14 protein-coding genes and 1 other RNA gene are annotated in these 18,955 nt (G+C 53.0%); 1 reads left to right on the top strand and 14 read right to left on the bottom strand.

Features of this window, described 5'->3' with window-relative positions:
* Positions 1-2,097 carry a hypothetical protein gene (locus I6L34_RS20595; protein WP_216955246.1) on the bottom strand — a complete coding sequence of 699 codons (2,097 nt, stop codon included), beginning with the start codon at positions 2,095-2,097 and terminating at the stop codon, positions 1-3.
* Positions 2,098-2,102: 5 nt separating this feature from the next.
* Positions 2,103-3,335, bottom strand: a complete 1,233-nt coding sequence (locus I6L34_RS20590; RefSeq protein ID WP_216955245.1) for a TniQ family protein — start codon at positions 3,333-3,335, stop codon at positions 2,103-2,105.
* A 318-nt stretch (positions 3,336-3,653) separates the two neighbouring features.
* On the opposite strand from I6L34_RS20590, the gene I6L34_RS20585 reads away from it, so the two are divergent.
* Positions 3,654-7,772, top strand: a complete 4,119-nt coding sequence (locus I6L34_RS20585) for a HigA family addiction module antitoxin (protein ID WP_216955244.1) — start codon at positions 3,654-3,656, stop codon at positions 7,770-7,772.
* Between the two features lie 89 nt (positions 7,773-7,861).
* On the opposite strand, the gene I6L34_RS20580 is transcribed toward I6L34_RS20585, so the two are convergent.
* The 12 genes from I6L34_RS20580 to I6L34_RS20525 all read right to left on the bottom strand — a co-directional run bounded on the left by I6L34_RS20580 (position 7,862) and on the right by I6L34_RS20525 (position 18,922).
* Positions 7,862-8,146 (bottom strand): hypothetical protein, encoded by a 285-nt coding sequence (locus I6L34_RS20580; RefSeq protein ID WP_043826351.1) that lies wholly within the window; start codon positions 8,144-8,146, stop codon positions 7,862-7,864.
* Positions 8,147-8,241: 95 nt separating this feature from the next.
* The gene (locus I6L34_RS20575; RefSeq protein WP_043826353.1) at positions 8,242-8,571 is read right to left on the bottom strand and encodes a helix-turn-helix domain-containing protein; all 330 of its coding nucleotides are present in this window, start codon (positions 8,569-8,571) and stop codon (positions 8,242-8,244) included.
* 107 nt (positions 8,572-8,678) lie between these two features.
* Positions 8,679-9,686, bottom strand: coding sequence for a TniB family NTP-binding protein (locus I6L34_RS20570; protein WP_043826355.1), 1,008 nt, complete (start codon positions 9,684-9,686; stop codon positions 8,679-8,681).
* Positions 9,686-11,557, bottom strand: coding sequence for a Mu transposase C-terminal domain-containing protein (locus tag I6L34_RS20565; RefSeq protein WP_216955243.1), 1,872 nt, complete (start codon positions 11,555-11,557; stop codon positions 9,686-9,688). Before I6L34_RS20565 ends, I6L34_RS20570 begins: the two co-directional genes overlap by 1 nt.
* Positions 11,550-12,197 (bottom strand): TnsA endonuclease N-terminal domain-containing protein, encoded by a 648-nt coding sequence (locus I6L34_RS20560; RefSeq protein WP_064336210.1) that lies wholly within the window; start codon positions 12,195-12,197, stop codon positions 11,550-11,552. Before I6L34_RS20560 ends, I6L34_RS20565 begins: the two co-directional genes overlap by 8 nt.
* A gap of 137 nt (positions 12,198-12,334) precedes the next feature.
* Positions 12,335-12,431: signal recognition particle sRNA small type (gene ffs / locus I6L34_RS20555), an RNA gene on the bottom strand.
* A gap of 102 nt (positions 12,432-12,533) precedes the next feature.
* Positions 12,534-13,322, bottom strand: a complete 789-nt coding sequence (locus I6L34_RS20550) for a sulfite exporter TauE/SafE family protein (RefSeq protein WP_216955242.1) — start codon at positions 13,320-13,322, stop codon at positions 12,534-12,536.
* A gap of 106 nt (positions 13,323-13,428) precedes the next feature.
* Positions 13,429-14,865 (bottom strand): arginine-ornithine antiporter, encoded by a 1,437-nt coding sequence (gene arcD / locus I6L34_RS20545; RefSeq protein ID WP_005336921.1) that lies wholly within the window; start codon positions 14,863-14,865, stop codon positions 13,429-13,431.
* A 358-nt stretch (positions 14,866-15,223) separates the two neighbouring features.
* Entirely contained in the window at positions 15,224-16,003 is a 780-nt protein-coding gene (locus I6L34_RS20540; RefSeq protein WP_216955241.1) for an SDR family oxidoreductase, read from the bottom strand.
* 51 nt (positions 16,004-16,054) lie between these two features.
* Positions 16,055-16,957: a 3-hydroxyisobutyrate dehydrogenase gene (mmsB, locus tag I6L34_RS20535; protein WP_216955240.1), complete on the bottom strand. Its 903-nt coding sequence runs from the start codon at positions 16,955-16,957 to the stop codon at positions 16,055-16,057.
* A 51-nt stretch (positions 16,958-17,008) separates the two neighbouring features.
* The gene (locus tag I6L34_RS20530) at positions 17,009-18,121 is read right to left on the bottom strand and encodes an enoyl-CoA hydratase/isomerase family protein (RefSeq protein ID WP_075114785.1); all 1,113 of its coding nucleotides are present in this window, start codon (positions 18,119-18,121) and stop codon (positions 17,009-17,011) included.
* An 18-nt stretch (positions 18,122-18,139) separates the two neighbouring features.
* Positions 18,140-18,922 (bottom strand): enoyl-CoA hydratase, encoded by a 783-nt coding sequence (locus I6L34_RS20525; protein ID WP_005345131.1) that lies wholly within the window; start codon positions 18,920-18,922, stop codon positions 18,140-18,142.
* Positions 18,923-18,955 lie beyond the last annotated feature (33 nt).

Genomic DNA, 18,955 nt, shown 5'->3' with positions numbered 1-18,955 from the left:
CTATCCCATGTTTTCTGGGCCCTTCATCAGGATAGTCCCGTTCTCATCCCTCATTCGCCAAAAAGCACTTTTATAGAATGGGGGTTTGCCTGCCAATCTCATTTCCACTGGATTAATACACAGAGCCGTGCTGATGGCAGACTCGGCGTAGACATGCAGATTTTCGAGGCTTCCTGCCCGTTCCATTGGCTCCTCAAGAAAGACAAACCCTGTCGATACCGGACATAATCGGCGATCCAGGGCTAAAGCCTCCGTGAGTTCCTCTACACTGGATAGCTCTCTATTAGAGGGGTATACCCAGCATCCATATCGCGGGAGCCTAGATAACGCGGTAAACAATGCATCCTGATCCTGATACAAGTTGCACCAATTTCGCTCCTCATACAGCGACGGCGGATGCAAACATCCTCCAGCGAAACGAGCAGGCAGTGCTGCCCGCAACAGATCAAGGCAATGGGTTAATGACTGGGTTCCATCGGTTGGAACAAGCACCTGGATAACCAGATCCATACCCAAATCACAATATCTTCCATCGATCATACCTGGGCGGCGAATAGCTGAAACGGCTCTGGCATGTTCGGGTCTATCTGGCTCAGACAAATGTTTACCCGTCACCCTGCTGTAACGGCTCAGGTACCACGCTATACCAGTAAAGCACACAGGTTGCTTGAGCAAAGATATCAACCGACGCTCATAGTCATGACAAAATCCAGCCAACGCAGACAACGACGGTATGCCGCACAAATAGGGGTTTGCCAACGCCGCAGCATCATAGACAGTTAACCCCGATAAATGCAGATAGTAAGAGGAACTTGGTGGCTGGGCCCCCTCCTTATGGTTAGCTAACTGCCTGAGTAACCATAAAATCTGTGATTTGATCGGGGCCATCAACTCGGGATGAAACGCATAACGCCTACCAACCGGATGGTTTTGCAGCTCAAGATGAAATCTGCTTGCCACATTCAACATCAGGTCAGGTAACGCCTCTTGAGGCTGAGTGAGTAGCCCGAATTCCAGACTCGCTACTGGCAGTTCACTAGGATCGTTGCTTCCACCGCTCTCAACCTCATCCCGCCACTCAATGATCGGCCCTAACCATGCGGCCAATTGCCGACGCAGGTAGCGAAGCGCGGAAAGCCGAAGTTGGCGCTGCTGCCTTCGAGTTAATCCGGGTCGGACTATCAGATGCTTTAGGGCATCAAGAAATACATGGTCGTTGAAGATAGCGCGATCAAACAGACTCTGGCCATCAGCGTACCGGCTTTCTCTGGCTTGTGAGAAATTGCGATCTTTGCCCTTACTGACCGGTGGTGGGTAATCCAGTACAGCCACTTTGCCGCCCAAAGCACCAACCAACCCTCCAACACTGGCAGGGTGATCATGCTGTATTAGGGTATGGTGCAATTTCTTTTCATGGATAACATCTTGCAGATGGGCTAGTAACGCATGGCTGACAACAGGTGTGACTGAACAGTACTGGCCTCGATAAGGAAAGCGCGTCTGCTTGGAATATGGGCTTACCTCACTAGGAATCACTTCCCCCCCAAGATGACCCGCTAACTGCTGGCACCAGATATCAAGCTGCTGTTGCGTCCCCCCTAACCCTAGCAGTGCCTGCACCCATACCATATTCCTAGCTACTAGCTGTAATGCTAGATTAGTTGCGTCGCCGTGGTATCGAAACGAAGTGCAGAACAACTTAGCCAAGTTTATATCTGAGCTATCGTGGGCCCACCCCATGCGCATAGGTAAACCAGCGCTAGTGATGATTCCTGTGATAACTGGGGGTGCGTTGACGATGAGTCGCTGACCACTGACCCGAGTGTCCGGGTATTTTAGATTGTGGGTATGTAGCCAACGCGCGGTATGCAAACAATGTGCGATGTGACTTGCATCGTTCAAAATATCCCGCGCTTGACGCTCATTGCAAAGGTTATCGACCCGGTCCCGTTTGAGCGTCAGATTCAACAACACAACTAATGTTTTCCTCTCAGCATCATCGACATCCATATCCGCAGAATAGGGGGCGAAGTGGCGTCGTAACTGCCTGTCACGCTCGACGTGTTCAGCTATGCCTAATAACTCTTGGATGTGCATCGTCGTCACCATGCAGGCAGATAGGTTGAACTGTCATCATGATGGGACTGCATACGCGCCTGGCGTAACTCGACCACATGCCGCAGGTGAAACACAGCCCGATGGGGCGATACAGTGTTCCGGCTAGCCGGTCTGATAGCCAATGGCAAAAATCCCTCATGCTGTAAGCGGCGAACCTGCTCGATAGACGTAGATAGCAAGGTCGCAGAGTCTAAGGCTGAGAGCAAGAGATCGCCTACATTCGCGACCCTGCACTGAGGATGGCTTACGACTAGATCAGTCAAAAAAACGATCAGATCTTTGAGGATAAAATTCTGTCCCGTATTGCGCATTGGAATGCGGCGACAATCAGCCACTACGCTCCCGAAAACATCAACAAAATCGGTATGATTCAGCTCTTTGGTTTGCCTGACCAATGCGTCATCCACCATCTGCTGCAATTCCCCCCAGAAAGCGTCAGGCCATGCAGCAAAGTGACCGATAGCCTTTGCAAGAACCCTGTCATCACACACGGCCTCATGGTCACTTAAGTAACGCTGCTGATACCAAAGCAAGGCTCCAAATCGCGCACTCAAGCATCCTATGGCTAACAGCGGGTTTGACGATTCAAACGAACAGCCATATGCCAATGCCGACAATTGTATTTCATCGGGCTGGGCTGGGACTGTTGATGCTGTGCGTAAATCAAACCCACACTGGCAATAATTTATCAATTCGCTGGCCAAGTAATTAAGGGATTCACCACAAGCCGGGCAACTATCTATCAATCTCCCGCCATGACGATGGCATGCAACATACGGCTTGAAGTGCCAGCATTGACGCACATACGCTGACTCGCGCAAACAATCTGGACAACAAGGGATTTTGCTGGTGCGAATGAAACAGAGTGGAATATCGACGCCCGACCGGTGTACAGCTTTATGGTGATTACCAAAACTGATAGCTGAATGGCTCAGCGCCAATTGGAGGAGACGAAAAGGAGCTCCATCAGTCAATCTATCCACGAGTTGCAAGGCTCTGACCCGCAAACCACTAGAGCGACTCGCATGAAAGATGTTGAGCCTGAATAGCTCCAGCGGAAAGGCTCCAGCCGCGGCATGATCCGTTGTGTGAAGCCAATCCTTTATTACACCGCTAAAGAGGTAAAAGCGCTCAAATCCGTTCTCTTGGGACAAACGTAAAAAATAGCTCTCCAAGGACTCGTCAATGGAGGGGTCTGGTCGAATAAGAAGATGCATTAAATCACCAAAACTAAATATTACTTAGTTTTAAGGTGTAGCACAGATCCTTGGAATTACCATCCGAGCAGACACACGTTTAGTTCGGCAGCACACTACAGCTCTCTTTCCTCTCTCAAGAAGGATTCTAAGCAGATATCAGCTTGCTTAGATGTGGAAGTTCAACACAACAACATCATGCCGCAGTATCTCTACCTAAACAGGCACCAACACGAAAAAACTGATTAAATATTCAACTAATGTATTGCGTAACGCTACGCGCAACAGGATAGTTGTTGTTATGTGTCCACTGGCACTAATTAGCAATAGGAGATATGTATGGACATTATCGAAGCACGCCATCCTGGCGAGCGCATCAAAACAGAGGTTTTCCCTGCAAAAATGTCCGTCACAAAAGCTGCCGAGCTGATTGGTGTCGGGCGACCGGCTCTTTCTAATCTGCTTAACGGAAAAGCATCTCTCTCTACCGAAATGGCAACCCGCATTGAGAAGGTATTCGGAGTTCCTAGGGAAGACCTACTCGAAATGCAGGCTCAGTACGACGCCTTCAAGGCTAAGCAGAAGAGCGCCCCGACAAACGCAAAAGCGTATGTCCCCCAGTTCCTAGCAATCAAGGCCAACGACATAGAGCACTGGGCTTCACACAACATCGCCGCTCGCAGCAGGTTCGCGGTATTCCTAAGGACCTTGGTTCATTCGACAGGTAGCGGCCTCTCGGAAGTCGACTTCCCTGGGAACGACGACTCCCAGCGCGCTGGCTGGGACGGTCGAGTCATGGCAAACGAGGGGACTGCTTGGGTGCCATCTGGACGTTCTGGTTGGGAATTTGGTACTAACGAGGATCCTAAGACAAAGGCAGATAAAGATTACAAGAAAAGCGTAACTGCAAATGATGCAAACGACAGGGCATCAATGGAGTTCGTGTTCGTCACTCCTCGCAGATGGGCTGGCAAGAACGATTGGGTTACTGAAAAGAAGAAAGAAGGTTCTTGGAAGGACGTCCGAGCCTACGATTCTAGCGACTTGGAACAGTGGGTGGAACAGTCTCTGCCCGGCCAAGCATGGTTTGCCAACGAGACCGGATCCCCTGCGCAGGGCGTCCGCTCACTCGACAAGTGCTGGACAGACTGGGCGAATGTAGCAACTCCGCCACTGCCTGGCTCGCTGTTCAATTCAGCCATTGAGGAAGCGAAACGCAAGTTCGTTTCCCGCCTCGAACCGGAGTTTACTGGACCGATAGTGGTCGCAGCAGACTCCACCGATGAAGCACTAGCCTTCATTGCCCAGTGTTTTAGCCCAGAAGGAAGTGCAGAACTGGAGCCTTATCGATACCTGATTCTGGTTTTCGATAAAGCAGGCATCTTGCCGCAACTTGCTGGCGGAACGAGGCCGTTCATTCCCGTGGTGCATTCACACGAAGTCGAAATTGAATTAGCTCCCTATGCGGAACAGATGCACTCCATCGTGGTATATCCGAGGAACTCGATCAACGCAGAGCCAGACATCGTTCTTGAACCCGTCAGTTTCGAAGTGTTCGACTCCGCGCTCAAAGGAATCGGCAAAAAACGAGATGAGATTAGGATCTTGGCAAACGAGTCGGGACACTCACTCACCGTCTTACGCCGCCGGCTCGCGACCGTCGAGGCAGTGCGAATACCACTTTGGGCAACACAGCAACACTCCCCAGAAAGCCTCATCGCCTTCATGCTGGTTGGCGCCTGGCACGATCTTAACGAAACCGACAAGGCTGGTCTGTCCCTGCTTGCAGGTGACCGCACGTACGAAATACTGGCAAAGGACTGCCAACGCCTGATCCAACTGAACGACGCGCCGCTCTGGTCCATTGGAACGTATCGCGGGGTCGTCTCGAAGATTGACCTGCTCTACGCCATCGCTCGCTACATGACCAGCGACGACCTGAAGCGATACTTCGATGTTGCGCGGATGGTGCTGGGGGAGGATGACCCATCCCTTGATCTCGCTGAAGAGCAGCGATGGGCTGCGTCCATCCACGGAAAAACTCGGGAATTCTCTCCTGCGTTCCGCCAGGGTATTTCGGAAACGCTAGTGCTCCTGGCCGTTCACGGCGTGAGCCTCTTCAAGGCACGCCTGGGGATAGATACAGAAATAGAAGCCGCTCTGGTAGTGCGCGACCTGCTTAAGGATCCCCTTACCACACGCATGCTCGAAGCCAACAACCGCGACTTGCCACTCTACGCCGAAGCAGCGCCGACCGAGTTCCTCTCGATCATCGAACGCGACCTGAAGACGGACACTCCTGCAGTTATAGGCCTCCTTCGTCCCGCTGGGTCCGGCATATTTGGCAGTCCATGTCGCACCGGACTTCTCTGGGCGCTAGAAGGACTAGCATGGAATCCGGAGACGCTTCCTCGTACTGCGATGATCCTTGCTCGTCTCGCGCAGATCGAGATCAACGACAACTGGGTCAACAAACCGGCGCATTCGCTGGCAGCGATATTCCGATCATGGATGCCCCAGACCGCAGCCAATAATGACGATCGCTCAGCACTGATGAAAGCTCTGTTCAACCGGTTCCCGGATATCGCTTGGACGCTTTGTGTAGCACAGTTCGGCAATCACCATCAAACTGGGGACTACAGCCACAAGCCGACATGGCGCCCGGACGGATACGGCCACGGCGAGCCGTTTCCGACCTGGGGACCGATATTAGAGTTCGCTGAGGAGATGATACAGCTGGCCTTATCCCAGGTACGCTACACAGTCTCGATGCTGTCTGACCTGATCGATCGCCTACATGATTTGACGGACGCCGACCAAGATCGCGTATGGGCGCTAGTCGATGCATGGGCAAAGACCGCCAGTGACAGCGACAAGATTGCGTTACGCGAGAAGATTCGAGTCTCGACGTTATCCCGCCGTGCAGCACTACGTGCGAGGAGAAGTAGTAAGCAATCACGCATTGCGAACGCAGCAAAGCACATCCATACCGCGCTCGAACCGAGTAACCCCCTCGACAAGCACGCGTGGCTTTTCAAGGGCTCTTGGATCGATGAGTCTGCCGACGAGCTCGAAGACATAGAGAACATTAACTATGAAGAACGCGAGGCGCGGATTCGAAAACAACGGGTCGATGCACTAAAGGAAATCCATGGTCAGTATGGCATCACAGGCTTACTCAATATGGCAACCCGCAGTGGAGTGCCGGGAACAATTGGAGCCCTTTCTGCTAAGTATATATTGGATGAGGAAGAACTGCTGTCACTCATCATTCTCGCCTTTCAGAAAAGGAGTGAGAGCGAGTCCGCTGCTCGCTCCTCGGAATGCCTGATCCAAGATATTTTAGGTGTGATCACCAACGATCAGAAAGGCGAAGCAGTCTTAAGGTCCGCCATTACAGCAATTGGTCCCGAAAACACGGTACACCTTCTTACACTCGCTCCCTTTGGCGAAGCTACTTGGTCGCTAGTATTTTCATACGGCAAGGAAGTTGAATTACGGTACTGGAAGGAAGTTGTTCCAAGCTGGCTGCGGGACATCCCTGCGGAGACCTCTAAAGCGGTCGACATGCTCATGAAAGCTCGGCGACCACGCGCTGCGTTTGCTCTCGTTAAGTATCATCCAGAAACACTGCCAGTCCTCAAACTGTTCCAACTTCTCACAGCCATGGCACAGGGGAGTGATGAAAAGGCTGGCGAATACCAGCTTGAACACCATTACGTCGAGCGAGTATTCGAATGCATCAACAAAACAGCCGAACTGTCACTTGAACAGAAGGCCGGCCTCGAGTTCGCGTATCTAGACGTGCTTGACCGCGCATGGGACCGGCATGCCAAATCCGCAGTCCCAAACCTTGAGCGATATATCGAGTTCCACCCAGAAGTATTGGTCCAAGCCATCGTATGGACATACAAGCGCAATGACCGAGCTGAAGACCCACCTGAATTCAAGGTTGAAGAAGACAAGACTAAGCGCATGGCTGAGCAGGGATACAAGCTTTTACAAGCACTGAAAAGAATTCCTGGCAGCGACGAACAAGGACACATTGATACCAAGCGTCTAGCGAATTGGACCGAAACAGTACGCAAGTCCTGCGCGGAGTTATCGCGTATAGAAATCGCTGATGCAGTAATCGGAGAACTGCTTGCCTCGGCACCGATTGGTGAAGACGGTGCTTGGCCTTGTGAAGCGGTAAGAACAATGATGGAGGATATCCAGTCTGAGGACATGATGCACGGAGCACATACCGGCGTTTACAACTCGCGAGGGGTACATGCCCGTGGTCCTGACGGAAACCAGGAACGTCAACTTGCCGACAAATACAGGAAGTGGGCACAACAGATACGGATGTCGTCACCGTACGTCGCTTCCGAGCTGCTTATGAAGCTGACAGAAACCTACGAGCGGGAAGCTGTTCGAGAGGATACCGAAGCAAAAATCAACCGGAGATTACGCTAGCTGACAGCCGGGTGAGGGCTGAGCGCAGCAAAGGTGATCGCCTGAGCTGCACTCACAGCCTGCGAGCCAGAGGTATTGGGTCGCAGACTCTAGTTCAAGTCTACTCGACCAAAACACTCGGGATCTGCTGGCTCATAATCATCAGAAAACATGTGATTTTGCCGATGAGACTGGCGCAAATACGCAAGGGTTTCAAAGAAGCAGCTCTCACAAAGATGAACGTCATATCGCTCTCCGTCATGCTGGGAGCCATATCCCCAGTTGGCAGACAAGGTTGCATAGTTCTGCTCCCCCGTCATCATTGTGCTTTCGCTACAGATATCGCAGCGTACATCTACCACCTGCTCAGTTGGAACCACGGCTTTCACCAGCATGTGCACTCCTTAACCTCCGTGTTGTCTATACGATTCCAGCATCGGAATGGCTGATGGGCGAAACGGAGACTCACCGCCCAAACGATGGGGCCGAGTCACTCCGCAGAATCTCGTGATCCCGCATGTTCGGTGACAGACAGCTTCTGTAGCAACTCTCGTTGTTTCTCCTCTGACAGCTTTGCCATCATGCAGATCAGTTCCGCAAGCAGTTCATCATCACAGTAGAAGTAGGCCACTGGATAACCCAACTCCTGAGCAATGCGTTGCATGGTCTGGTAGTCAGGGGCATGTTTCCCCTTCTCGTACTGGTTCATCCTGGCGCTAGCTGTGCTCTGTTCCATACCTAATCGTATCCCCAACTGCTGTTGAGTCAGACCCGTCGCCTTTCTTGCGGCTTTGAGTCTGATGGGTAATGGGTTTGTCATGGGGTCTCTGCTAGCTGAGGATCAGGTAGCTAAGATTTTCTTAGTCTTATACGAATAAGTGTACTAAGCAATACTTAGTTTTTGATGTTCAGAGGAAAAATTTCACGTTATCGCTTTTTTAGTAACTGACTGATAGGGAGCTTGTCGGTGAATTGCAGCGGGCTCAGAATCTCTTCCTTACCTACTGCATCAATTTCATAACGTGAATATTGTTTCACTTCACAAGCCTGTATCTCATCAATCGGTTGCAAAAACGGATTCACTTGGTCTGGATAAAACACCCCATATGCCACAGCAATGTGCTCATGTTTCAGCGTCTCGGCATGAACAGCAAGTGCCTGTTTGACTGACTCATCCAGCAGCTGTTTAAGTGCACGCAGGCTACCATAACAAGCAGCGAACAGTGCGTAAATTGTATGCTTGGTCTCCAGCCTGACCTGAGTTTCAAAAGGCATACGATTGGCTAATCCCATAATGAGGCGAATAAAATTTTCTCTATCATCCGACAATTTGAAGTATGGAATGGCTCTACGTATCAATAGCCTTGAAGACCATTGTGGCTCTTCAGCAATTTTGATAGCCCACGGCATACCAACCAACACAATCGGGATTTTGGCGGTTTCGCTGATGTATTTTAGCCGATTAGCAATCTGATTGCGTTTTTCGCGGGTCTTGTTTTCGATGAGTTCCTGAAACTCATCGATAATAATCAACTCAGTCTCGCAGCGTTTCAAACACTTAATTAATGCCTCGGTAAGACTTTCAGCAGAACTCTTGTGAATTCGTTCTGAACTACCAAATTGACCAAGATCCTTCAGTAGCTCAACCATGGTGGACTCCAAAGTCGGTCTACTGGGGATCCTGCTGACAAGCAGTGGCTTATGAATAAAACCATGTCTGACTTGCTCTGGATATTTGGCAGCATAATAACGGATTAGGGAAGATTTACCCGTCCCGGTATCACCCGTTAACAACATACATTGCGGTTCACCAGCAAACTGTTTATTAAAGCGAAGACGATCAAAATCCTCTTGGATTGTCCGTAGCAATGGTGTCTCGACATAACATTCGATAAACGATCTGAGTTTATTTGCATCATCACAGGATAGTTCCATTAGTAGGGCTCCAGACCAGAAGTGAACTTATCCCAATCATCATAGTGTTCTGGCTGACTTGCGTTCTCCATTTTAGAAATCACGTCATTTGTGGCCGGAATATTGAGTTCGTGAACAATGCTGGTTTCTGCATGGCTGCCAACATTACGATATTTCGCAATTCTGTTGACTCCTTTGACATTACGTTGTCTAAGATTGTGCCGGACCTCCACTAATTCGTTTTTTATTCTATCATTTAGATAGGTTCGTGCTTTTGATAAACTGACAACATCCATTTGTTCATTAATGAAATCTCGGTGTAACTTCACATTAATTTGATGTTCCTGTAGGCTCAAACCTTTTGTATAACCTATAGGATCAATGCACGGGACACGAATATAGCTACCAATCTCATCAAGAAAAACATACACATAAGATATGTCTCTTGGATTGAGTTTTACGAGGACTTTCCGTTTCCCCCTTGTCTTGTCAGAATAATTCATCCGGTAAGAAGCCAGCTCATCCGAATCGTAGCGGAGGTGATGGCACTGGATGCCACCTCGCCTATGCGTACATTGCAAGCTGAGGCTCAGGATTACTTCAAGCTTCGTCAGGTCATCACCAATAATAGGTGCGGGAGGTACATTTTTGCTTCCATGTTGCCAAGATATAATTGGAATATAGCGACACCTACTATCTGGTTCGTAATGGTAGACATCGATGACCCAATGATGAAAAATCTCTAGGAAGGTGGAAAAACGCATGACTGCATCTTTCTGCGGATCGTAATCTCCTTTTTCCTGAATATTGGAAAAGGTTTTACCAGGGATCGGCTCCAGAAGTTTGCGATTAATGATGCCAAACATCCGTTCGATCATAGGTTTCAGCCATGGTTTTCTAACTGGGTTGTATTGGATATTGACCCCAAGTTCCAAACAAGCCTGTGCAAGGCTAGCGCTCCAAAATTCAACTCCATTATCAACAACCAAAGTCTCTGGTTTACCATAGCATGGCCATTCATGTTCAATTGATGGATATTTATTCTTTACATAATCTTTTTTAGAAATGCTACTGAGCAATGCGTTACGAACAGATTCATAACTAGGCTGGTTGAAATTCAGATTAAAACCTACAACACAATGGCTATAAGCATCAATTAGCAATGTCAAACTCGGACGTCCTAAGGGAACTAATAAATCATCATCGAGTAAAAGTAGATCCAATGGTGTATGGTCTATTTCTACTCTCTCCATTATTCTGCTTGGTGGTTTATGACTACCAATGGCCTTAAATTCAACATTGGCTATATATGAACCCTTCCGACTTTTCATGACTTGATAAGCTGGCAGTTTCTTCACTCTATTATAAAAAGCCATATAAGATATGGTTTTTATAGAATTTTCGACCACACCGAGATTCGCTATTAGAATAGAATCACTGTAGAGTTGAAACGCAGATGCGATTGAAGGTTGCTCACCTACCAGATAACGATGGACGGCTTGCTCAAAAAACAGCTCATCACTAGGTGGAAGCCGACTTCGAGAGTTCCCCTTCGCTTGGTGTTTAGGAATGAGAGAAACCAACGTTCTGCCATGCTGGATATAGATCTTTCTCCAACGCGCCAGTGTTCGCCAATTAGGGATGGGAGGGGGTAAAACTAATGCCGCGTCAGCAAGCAATGGCGCCAGGTTTTTCTCTGTCCAGCCTCCTGCCAAATTTTTTTCAACCCAAAGAATATAATCGCGTCGATGCAGTGCTTCTACCTTGAGAGCATCAGGAAAACTATCCACTGTAGCAGGTACAACAGCTTGAATGGCATCAATGGGGGAAGTGGAGGCCGATGGTTGAGGAATGACGAACTCGTCCTCAAACAATCCATTATGCTCATCCATGGTCAATTCCTGAATGACCGCTAGCCCACACTAAAGTGGAAATACCAATTTCCTGTACCGTCAGGTCACTCTGCATGATTCCTCTGGCAATCAATGACAAGGCTGATGCCAGGACTTCTTCTGGTGGCGCATCTATCGAATCAGATAACCGTAGCAATGATACGCGGCCAAGCTTCTGTACTAGCCCAAGAAGCTGCATGTGCAAGGGTGTAAAACTCTGAAAACCGGAGTATCGATGCAACAATTTCAAATTTCCCAAAATAGGGTCAATTCTGATCTGCTTTTCTGTAACGAGCTTTAACGGGGAGGAAAGCTCGATGGCTCTCTGCTGCTTAAGCGGAAATCGATGGAGAAAATCAGGCTCAGCGACTTTATTTGAAGGTTTTATTTCAAGAAAACTGACACTGTCATTCTGGTCAACTAAACGAAAGTCTGGAGTATAGGGGCATTGCCTTCCAGCGAATTCGTAATAGAAGCCTTCTGGCTGGGCCTCATAAAATTTGACAGAAGGAGAGTACTCAAGATGAAAGCAAGTATCGAACTCCAAAGCTGATTCCACTGTAAATACAGTGTTCATTTTAGCGCTGACGAACTTGAAGAGGTTTTTGACACGGGAGTGCTTGAGATGCCGACGGTACATAACACACCACCAACCTGTTGTTACTTTACTACAGGTTTAGGCTATGTCAGCTTATGATGCAAGATCATGTCAGCTTATGCTTTGGATATGTCAACTTATGATTTAGACGACAATTGAATTGCAGAAACAAGTGGTGGCCCTACCAGCCACATCCCGGCACTCGAGTCCCCCGCCTTGGCTGCTACCTTCCGGTCCTGACCAGGTCGACGGGTTATCAATGCGAGAGGACCAATAGGACCACCGGCGAGGAGAATAGGCAAACTGGGCGTTCAATGCAACGGCTTTCTACCCTCCAACAGATCGTTTGCCTTATTTTTCAACAATCTGCCGAATGAATCAGCTAAACAGCATAAATTTCGCCCCCACCAGCAGCATCAGCAGGGCAAATGCCTGCTTGAGGCGTCTTGGTGACAATCGGTGTGCCAGCTTGGCACCAAGGCGGGCAAACTGGGTACTGGTCAGCACAATGCCGAGCAGCGCTGGCAGATAGATGTAGCCCACACTCCACTCGGGCAGATCGGCATGACCCCAACCCGCATAGAGGTAGCTGAGGCTCCCCGCCAGCGCGATGGGCATGCTGCAAGCTGCAGAGGCCGCTACCGCATTGCGCATTGGCACCGAGTTCCAGCTCAGATAAGGGACCGTGAGCGAGCCACCGCCAATACCAAACAGGGCTGACATCCAGCCAATGATGGTACCGGCAATGCCTGTGCCGAGCGGCCCCGGCATATAGCGCTCCGCTTTGGGTTTAAGGTTAAGCCCCATCTGTAGCGCCATGCTCCAGGCGAAACAACCGATGATGATATTGAGGGTGCTGGTGCTGAGCAGATTGGCGGTCATGCCGCCAAGCCAGCCCCCGATCAGCATGCCGGCGCCGAGTCGGCGGATCATCACCCAATCGACGGCGCCCGCCTCCCGGTGGGCCCGCAGCGAACTGAATCCGGTAAAGATCATGGTGGGCAACGAGGTGCCGAGGGCCAGATGGGTAATGATTTCAGGGTCGATGCCCTGGGCGCGAAAGGTCATGACCAGCACGGGGACAATGATAAGACCGCCGCCGATCCCGAACAGTCCCGCCAGCATACCGGCAAAGGCGCCCAGCAGGAGGTAACCCATAAACAGCATAAAAATTCCTGTGTTAAACAAAAACTGGCCAACACGGCCGGGCAACAGTGGATATCTGCATGAAAAAAAAAGAGATGGCGCGAGGGCCATCTCTTCATTGTGCCGGTTAGTGCAGTGGAATGGTACCGTCCATCACCTTGTAGAAGGCCAGCACGGCACAGCCAAGCAGGGCCGCCGTCATCCCCTGCTCCAGCCGGTTAAGACCGCGCAGACCGTGATGCTGACGCGCCTTCCAGTAGATGAAGATGCCCGGACTATAGAGCAGCGCCACCAGCAACAGGTACTCCACACCGGCAGCGTAGACCAGCCAGCAGCCGTAAACGGTCGCCACCAGGGCCAGCAGCAGGTCACGCTTGCGCTGATGAGGTTGACCCTGATAGGTCTCCCCTTTCAATGCCAGCTTCAGGCCATAGGCACCGGAGAAAACGTAGGGCACCAGCGCCGCCGAGGTGGCGATGTTGACCAGCGCCAGATAGGTGCTGCTCTGGAAGTAGATGATGATCAGGAAGATCTGCACCAGACAGGTGGAGCACCAGAGGGACACCTGCGGCGAGCCGTTTTTGTTCTCCTTGGCAAACCAGCCCGGGAAGACGCCGGTCTTGCCTGCGATATAGGGCACTTCAGCGGCCAGCACGGTCCAGCTGAGCAGAGCACCCATTACCGACACCACCAGACCGATGTTGATAAGCCAGGCGCCCCAGGGGCCGACTACGGCTTCAAGGATCATGGCGGTCGAAGGGTTCTTGAGCGCCGCCAGTTGCGGCTGGCTCATGACACCCAGCGAGAACAAGGTCACCATCACGTAAAGCGTCAGGGCGCCGAGCAGCGCCAGCACGGTGGCACGGCCCACATCCTTGCGATGACGGGCACGGGCAGAGACCACCACCGCCCCTTCAATCCCGATAAAGACCCAGAGGGTCACCTTCATGGTGGACTTGACCTGATCCATCACGGAGCCCAGCTCCATGTTGTTCTGGCCCCAAATATCCAGAGTGAAGGTATCCATGTTGAAGGCCAGCAGGATCGCGACACAGAAGACGATGAGCGGCACCATCTTGGCGATGGTGGTGACGATATTAACCAGTGCAGCAACCTGTACCCCGCGTAGCACCAGCGCATGCACCGACCAGATCAGGATGGAGGCCAGCGTGATGGCCACCGGCGTATTGCCGTCACCGAAGATGACGTTGTCCGGCGTATCGAAGAAGTAGCTCAGGGCGCTGAACACCACGATGGCGTAAGAGACGTTGGCCAGCAGTTGGCAGAGCCAGTAACCCCAGGCGGCGTTGAAGCCGATAAAATCGCCGAAACCGGCTTTGGCATAGCTGAAGATACCGCCATCGAGATCGGGGCGGCGCATGGAGAGGTTCTGATAGACCAGCGCGAGACAGATCATGCCAAGACCGGTGATGGCCCAACCCAGGGCGACCGCCCCGGCACTGGCATGCGCAGCAATGTTTTGTGGCAGACTGAAGACCCCGGCGCCGACCATGGAGCCGATCACCAGCGAAATGAGGGCGCCCAGCCCTAGTTTCTTGTCCATTTCAATCCTGTTTATTTAGGCGGCGGCAGAGCGTCCGTATTCATACTGCGCGCAATATGGGAGGGGCTGGGAATCCTGACCCCGTGAAAAAGGCGGCAACTATATTGCATGACTATTCCGACCGCAATCCCTCGCCCCGTCAATCATGCACCGCCTTGACCGCGCGCAATTTTACAGCACTGACCCATATGGCCTGTGAGCTGGCTCAAATTAACCAAGACCCATTGATATTTCTCATTTTTCTGCCAACACAACCTGACTCGCATGGTTCCTATGCATCGCCATTCAGGCACTCTCTGTATAAATAATCTGCATAAAAAAGCCCCGGTGGAAACACCGGGGCCCATTATGTAAATCCCTATAAACGCAAACCGCCATCCAGTTCTATCATCCTTCCCGACAGATAGTCGTTGGCAAAAATAAAGCTCACCGTCTCGGCAAGCTGCTGCGCCTCGCCAAGGGTGCCGACCGGAATGGCCTGCTGCATCCGCGCCATCGCCTCCGGCTTCATCGCCGCCGTCATGTCGGTGGCAAACACCCCGGGGGCAATCCCCATCACCCGAATGCCATGGCGCGCCAGCTCCCGCGCCCAGGTCACCACTAGCGAAGCCACTCCTGCCTTGCTGGCGGCATAGTTGCTCTGGCCGATATTGCCGGCGCGAGCAATGGAGGAGATGTTGATGATAACGCCCCCCTGACCCCCTTGCGCCATCAGTGCCGCCCCTTCGCGACCGCAGAGGAAGGTACCTGTGAGGTTGACGTCAATCACGCTCTGCCACTGGGCCAGCGTCATCTTCTCCACCAGTTCACCCTCTTTCACCTTGATCAGCATGCCATCGCGCAAAATGCCGGCGCAGTTGATAAGACCGTGCAGCACGCCAAAACGCCCCTTGATGGCAGCAAACACGGCCTCGACCTCGGCTTCGCTCGCCACATTGCAGACAAACAGCTCGCACAGGCTATCTTGATCGCACTGATCATTCTGGCTGTGCACCATGGCTGAGGTCGCCTCCAGATCGGCGCGATTGATGTCGAGCAGTGCCAGCGTCGCCCCCTGTGCGCCCAGGGCCAGCGCAATGGCCCGTCCCAAGCCACGTCCAGCGCCGGTAATAACGATGACCTTATCTTTGATATCCATCAATGCTCCTTGTAGCGGTCGAAGGGAGATGCCTTGAAGAGAGGTGGCCCGTCAGGCGGGATCCTGTTTATCCAGATAGAGTTCGACGATGCTGGAGAAATCACGGCTCCCCTGCCCCTGAGCGGCATGCAGGTTGAACAGGTTACGAGCGAGCGCCCCCATCGGCACAGCGCTGTGGCCATGCTCGGCCAGCGCCATGGCCAATCCCAAATCTTTCACCATCAGCCGAGTCATAAATCCCCCCTGATAGTTGCGGGCAGCGGGCACATTCTCCATCACTCCGGGCCAGGGGTTGTAGCGCTCCAGACTCCAGTTGTTGCCCGAGCTCTTGCCCATGATGGTGGAGAGCACTGCCGGCTCCAGCCCCTCCTTCACTCCAAGCGCCAGCGCCTCGGCGGTGCCCGCCATATGGATCGCAAGCAGCATGTTGTTGCACATCTTGGCGATCTGCCCCGCGCCAAGGGGGCCGGCGTGGAACAGATTCTGCCCCATGCAGGCGAGCAGGGGCTTTGCCGCCTCGAAATCGGCCGCGTCGCCGCCAACGATAAAGGTGAGCGTCCCGGCGGCTGCACCGGCGACACCGCCCGATACGGGGGCATCGATAAAGCGCAAACCGCGGGCGCGGGCCGCCTCCCCGACCTGACGGGCAGAGTCGACATCGATAGTGGAGCAGTCGATCACCAGTGCACCAACCGGCAGGGCTGCCAGCAGATCCTGCCCCTCAGACAACCAAAGGTCGCGCACATGCTCCCCCGCAGGTAGCATGCTGATCACCACCTCGCAGCCGGTCACCGCCTCTCGGGCATCCCCCGCGGCTATGCAGCCAGCGGCGATGGCGCGCTCAATGTTTTGGGCAACCAGATCAAACACCTGCACCGTGTGCCCGGCCCTGGCCAAATTGGCCGCCATGGGGCCGCCCATGTTGCCGAGCCCGATAAACCCTATCCTTGTCATCCCGCTTGCTCCTTGCGTTGCTGATGGCGGCGTCCGCCGGTTGCCAAGATGTTATTCCTTGCAGGCCAACGGATTGCGCCCCTGCGGCCAGCGATAGAACTCGTTCAACCACTCCCCCTCCGGTGGCAACTGTTGCCAGCGGGGATCTTTATCCTTGTCGATCAGCAGTGCCCGCACCCCTTCCACAAAATCCCCCTTCAGCACGCAGTTGACCGAGAGGGTCAGCTCCTCGGCAAATACCTCTGCCAGTGAGTTGCGGCGAGCCTGCCAATATTGGCGCCACAAAATGGCGCGGCTGATGGGGCTACCGGTGCGGCAGAGCTGCTGCGCCTGCTGGAGTACTGCCTCCTGTTTATCGAAATGGGCGCTGAACAGCCGCGCCAATACCCCTTGCAACGTGCGTCCCGCCAGCAAGGCATCGATCCTCTGTTGATGGGGCAGCAGCACAGGCGCAGGCAAGCGGGCCGCCACCTCACGGTGCAATCCCCTGAGCAACAGATCGATCTGCTCACGGGGATCATCACTGCCAGTCCAGTCGAGCACGGCGAGGCGTAACAACAGCGCACTGCGCTCGCCACTGGCGATGGCGTGATCCGCCAGCCCAAGACCGATGGCATCACTCCCGTTGAAGCGGGCGCCAGTCAGACCGAGCCAGAGCCCCAGCCGCCCCGGCATCCTGCTTAAAAACCAGCTTGCCCCCACGTCGGGGTAGAGGCCAATGGTCACCTCCGGCATGGCGAACAGGCTTCTTTCGGTGACAACCCGAAAATCGGCACCGGCAAACAGGCCAATGCCGCCCCCCATGCAGATACCGTCCGCCACGCAGATCAGGGGCTTGCGGTAAGAGTGGATGTAGTGGTCGAGCCGGTACTCCTGCTCGAAAAAGTCGCGGGCATATTCGAACAGTTCAGATCCGCTTGCCTCCTGTTTGCGGTAATAGAAGGAGCGGATATCGCCACCGGCACAAAATGCCTTCTCACCCGCCCCCTGCAGCAGCACACAGACGATGGCGGGATCCTGCTCCCAGCGGGTCAGCGTCTGTTGCAGGATCTGGATCATCGGCAGGCTCAATGCGTTGAGAGACGCAGGGCTGTCGAGGGTCAACACCCCGATCTGATGACCATCTTCGGTGGGATAACAGCTAACCTTGACCGGCTCACTCATAAACGGCTCCGTATGGATTTATTCTGTTGGGCCATATTGCCAGCGCGGTAAGCGTTTCTCCAGGAAGGCGGCCACCCCTTCACGCTGGTTGGCATCGCTAAAGAGATCGAGAAACAGCGCTCGCTCAAGGGGCAAGGCGGCATCCCGCGGGCCACTGCGGCCCTGATTGATCAGGGTTTTGCAGGCGCGCAGGGCGCTCGGGCTCTGGCGCTCCACCAGATGGGCCATCTGGTGCGCGGCCTCCCACGCCTGACCGGTTTTCACCACCTCCTCCACCAGCCCCATCTCGTAGGCCAGCGAGGCACTCACCTTCTCACCGCAGAGGATCATCCGCTTGGCCCAGCCCGGCCCCACCAGCTCGGTCAGGCGCTGGGTGCCACCGGCACAGGGAAGCAAGCCCACCGAGGCTTCCGGCAGTCCCAGCAACGCCTGCTGCTCGGCGATGCGGATATCACAGGCCAGCGCCACTTCCAGCCCGCCTCCCATGGCATAACCATTGATGGCGGCGATACTGACGCCATGGAAACGGGCCAGCGCCTCGAAGGCCTTGCCAAAGGCCTCGGCTACTTCGCGGGCCAGCTCGACATTCCCCTCGACAAACATATTGAGGTCGGCACCGGCGCAGAAAAATTTGTCGCCCGCACCACGGATCACCAGTGCCACCACATCGGGACGACTGTCGAGCTCCACCATCATCTGCAAAAAGGCCTGCAGGCTGGCGAGGGTCCAGGTGTTGGCAGGGGGATGGTCGAGGGTGATATAGGCCACGTGGCCATGATATTCGAGTCTGATCCTTGTCATAACATTGTCCTTGTCGATGAAGCTGCCGCCATG

The sequence above is a fragment of the Aeromonas sp. FDAARGOS 1404 genome, assembly GCF_019047085.1.
Lineage (GTDB): Bacteria > Pseudomonadota > Gammaproteobacteria > Enterobacterales > Aeromonadaceae > Aeromonas > Aeromonas veronii.
The sequence above is the reverse complement of the archived record's forward strand: the minus strand, read 5'-3'. Positions and strand labels throughout refer to the sequence as shown.

Bases quoted from the DNA above. Each gene is read 5' to 3' on its own strand.
- I6L34_RS20525 (WP_005345131.1), bottom strand. From the start codon at position 18,922: ATGACAAGGATCAGACTCGAATATCATGGCCACGTGGCCTATATCACC.
- mmsB (WP_216955240.1), bottom strand. From the start codon at position 16,957: ATGACAAGGATAGGGTTTATCGGGCTCGGCAACATGGGCGGCCCCATG.
- I6L34_RS20585 (WP_216955244.1), top strand. From the start codon at position 3,654: ATGGACATTATCGAAGCACGCCATCCTGGCGAGCGCATCAAAACAGAG.
- I6L34_RS20570 (WP_043826355.1), bottom strand. From the start codon at position 9,686: ATGGAACTATCCTGTGATGATGCAAATAAACTCAGATCGTTTATCGAA.
- arcD (WP_005336921.1), bottom strand. From the start codon at position 14,865: ATGGACAAGAAACTAGGGCTGGGCGCCCTCATTTCGCTGGTGATCGGC.
- I6L34_RS20580 (WP_043826351.1), bottom strand. From the start codon at position 8,146: ATGCTGGTGAAAGCCGTGGTTCCAACTGAGCAGGTGGTAGATGTACGC.
- I6L34_RS20560 (WP_064336210.1), bottom strand. From the start codon at position 12,197: ATGTACCGTCGGCATCTCAAGCACTCCCGTGTCAAAAACCTCTTCAAG.
- I6L34_RS20550 (WP_216955242.1), bottom strand. From the start codon at position 13,322: ATGCTGTTTATGGGTTACCTCCTGCTGGGCGCCTTTGCCGGTATGCTG.
- I6L34_RS20540 (WP_216955241.1), bottom strand. From the start codon at position 16,003: ATGGATATCAAAGATAAGGTCATCGTTATTACCGGCGCTGGACGTGGC.
- I6L34_RS20565 (WP_216955243.1), bottom strand. From the start codon at position 11,557: ATGGATGAGCATAATGGATTGTTTGAGGACGAGTTCGTCATTCCTCAA.
- I6L34_RS20575 (WP_043826353.1), bottom strand. From the start codon at position 8,571: ATGACAAACCCATTACCCATCAGACTCAAAGCCGCAAGAAAGGCGACG.
- I6L34_RS20595 (WP_216955246.1), bottom strand. From the start codon at position 2,097: ATGCACATCCAAGAGTTATTAGGCATAGCTGAACACGTCGAGCGTGAC.
- I6L34_RS20530 (WP_075114785.1), bottom strand. From the start codon at position 18,121: ATGAGTGAGCCGGTCAAGGTTAGCTGTTATCCCACCGAAGATGGTCAT.
- I6L34_RS20590 (WP_216955245.1), bottom strand. From the start codon at position 3,335: ATGCATCTTCTTATTCGACCAGACCCCTCCATTGACGAGTCCTTGGAG.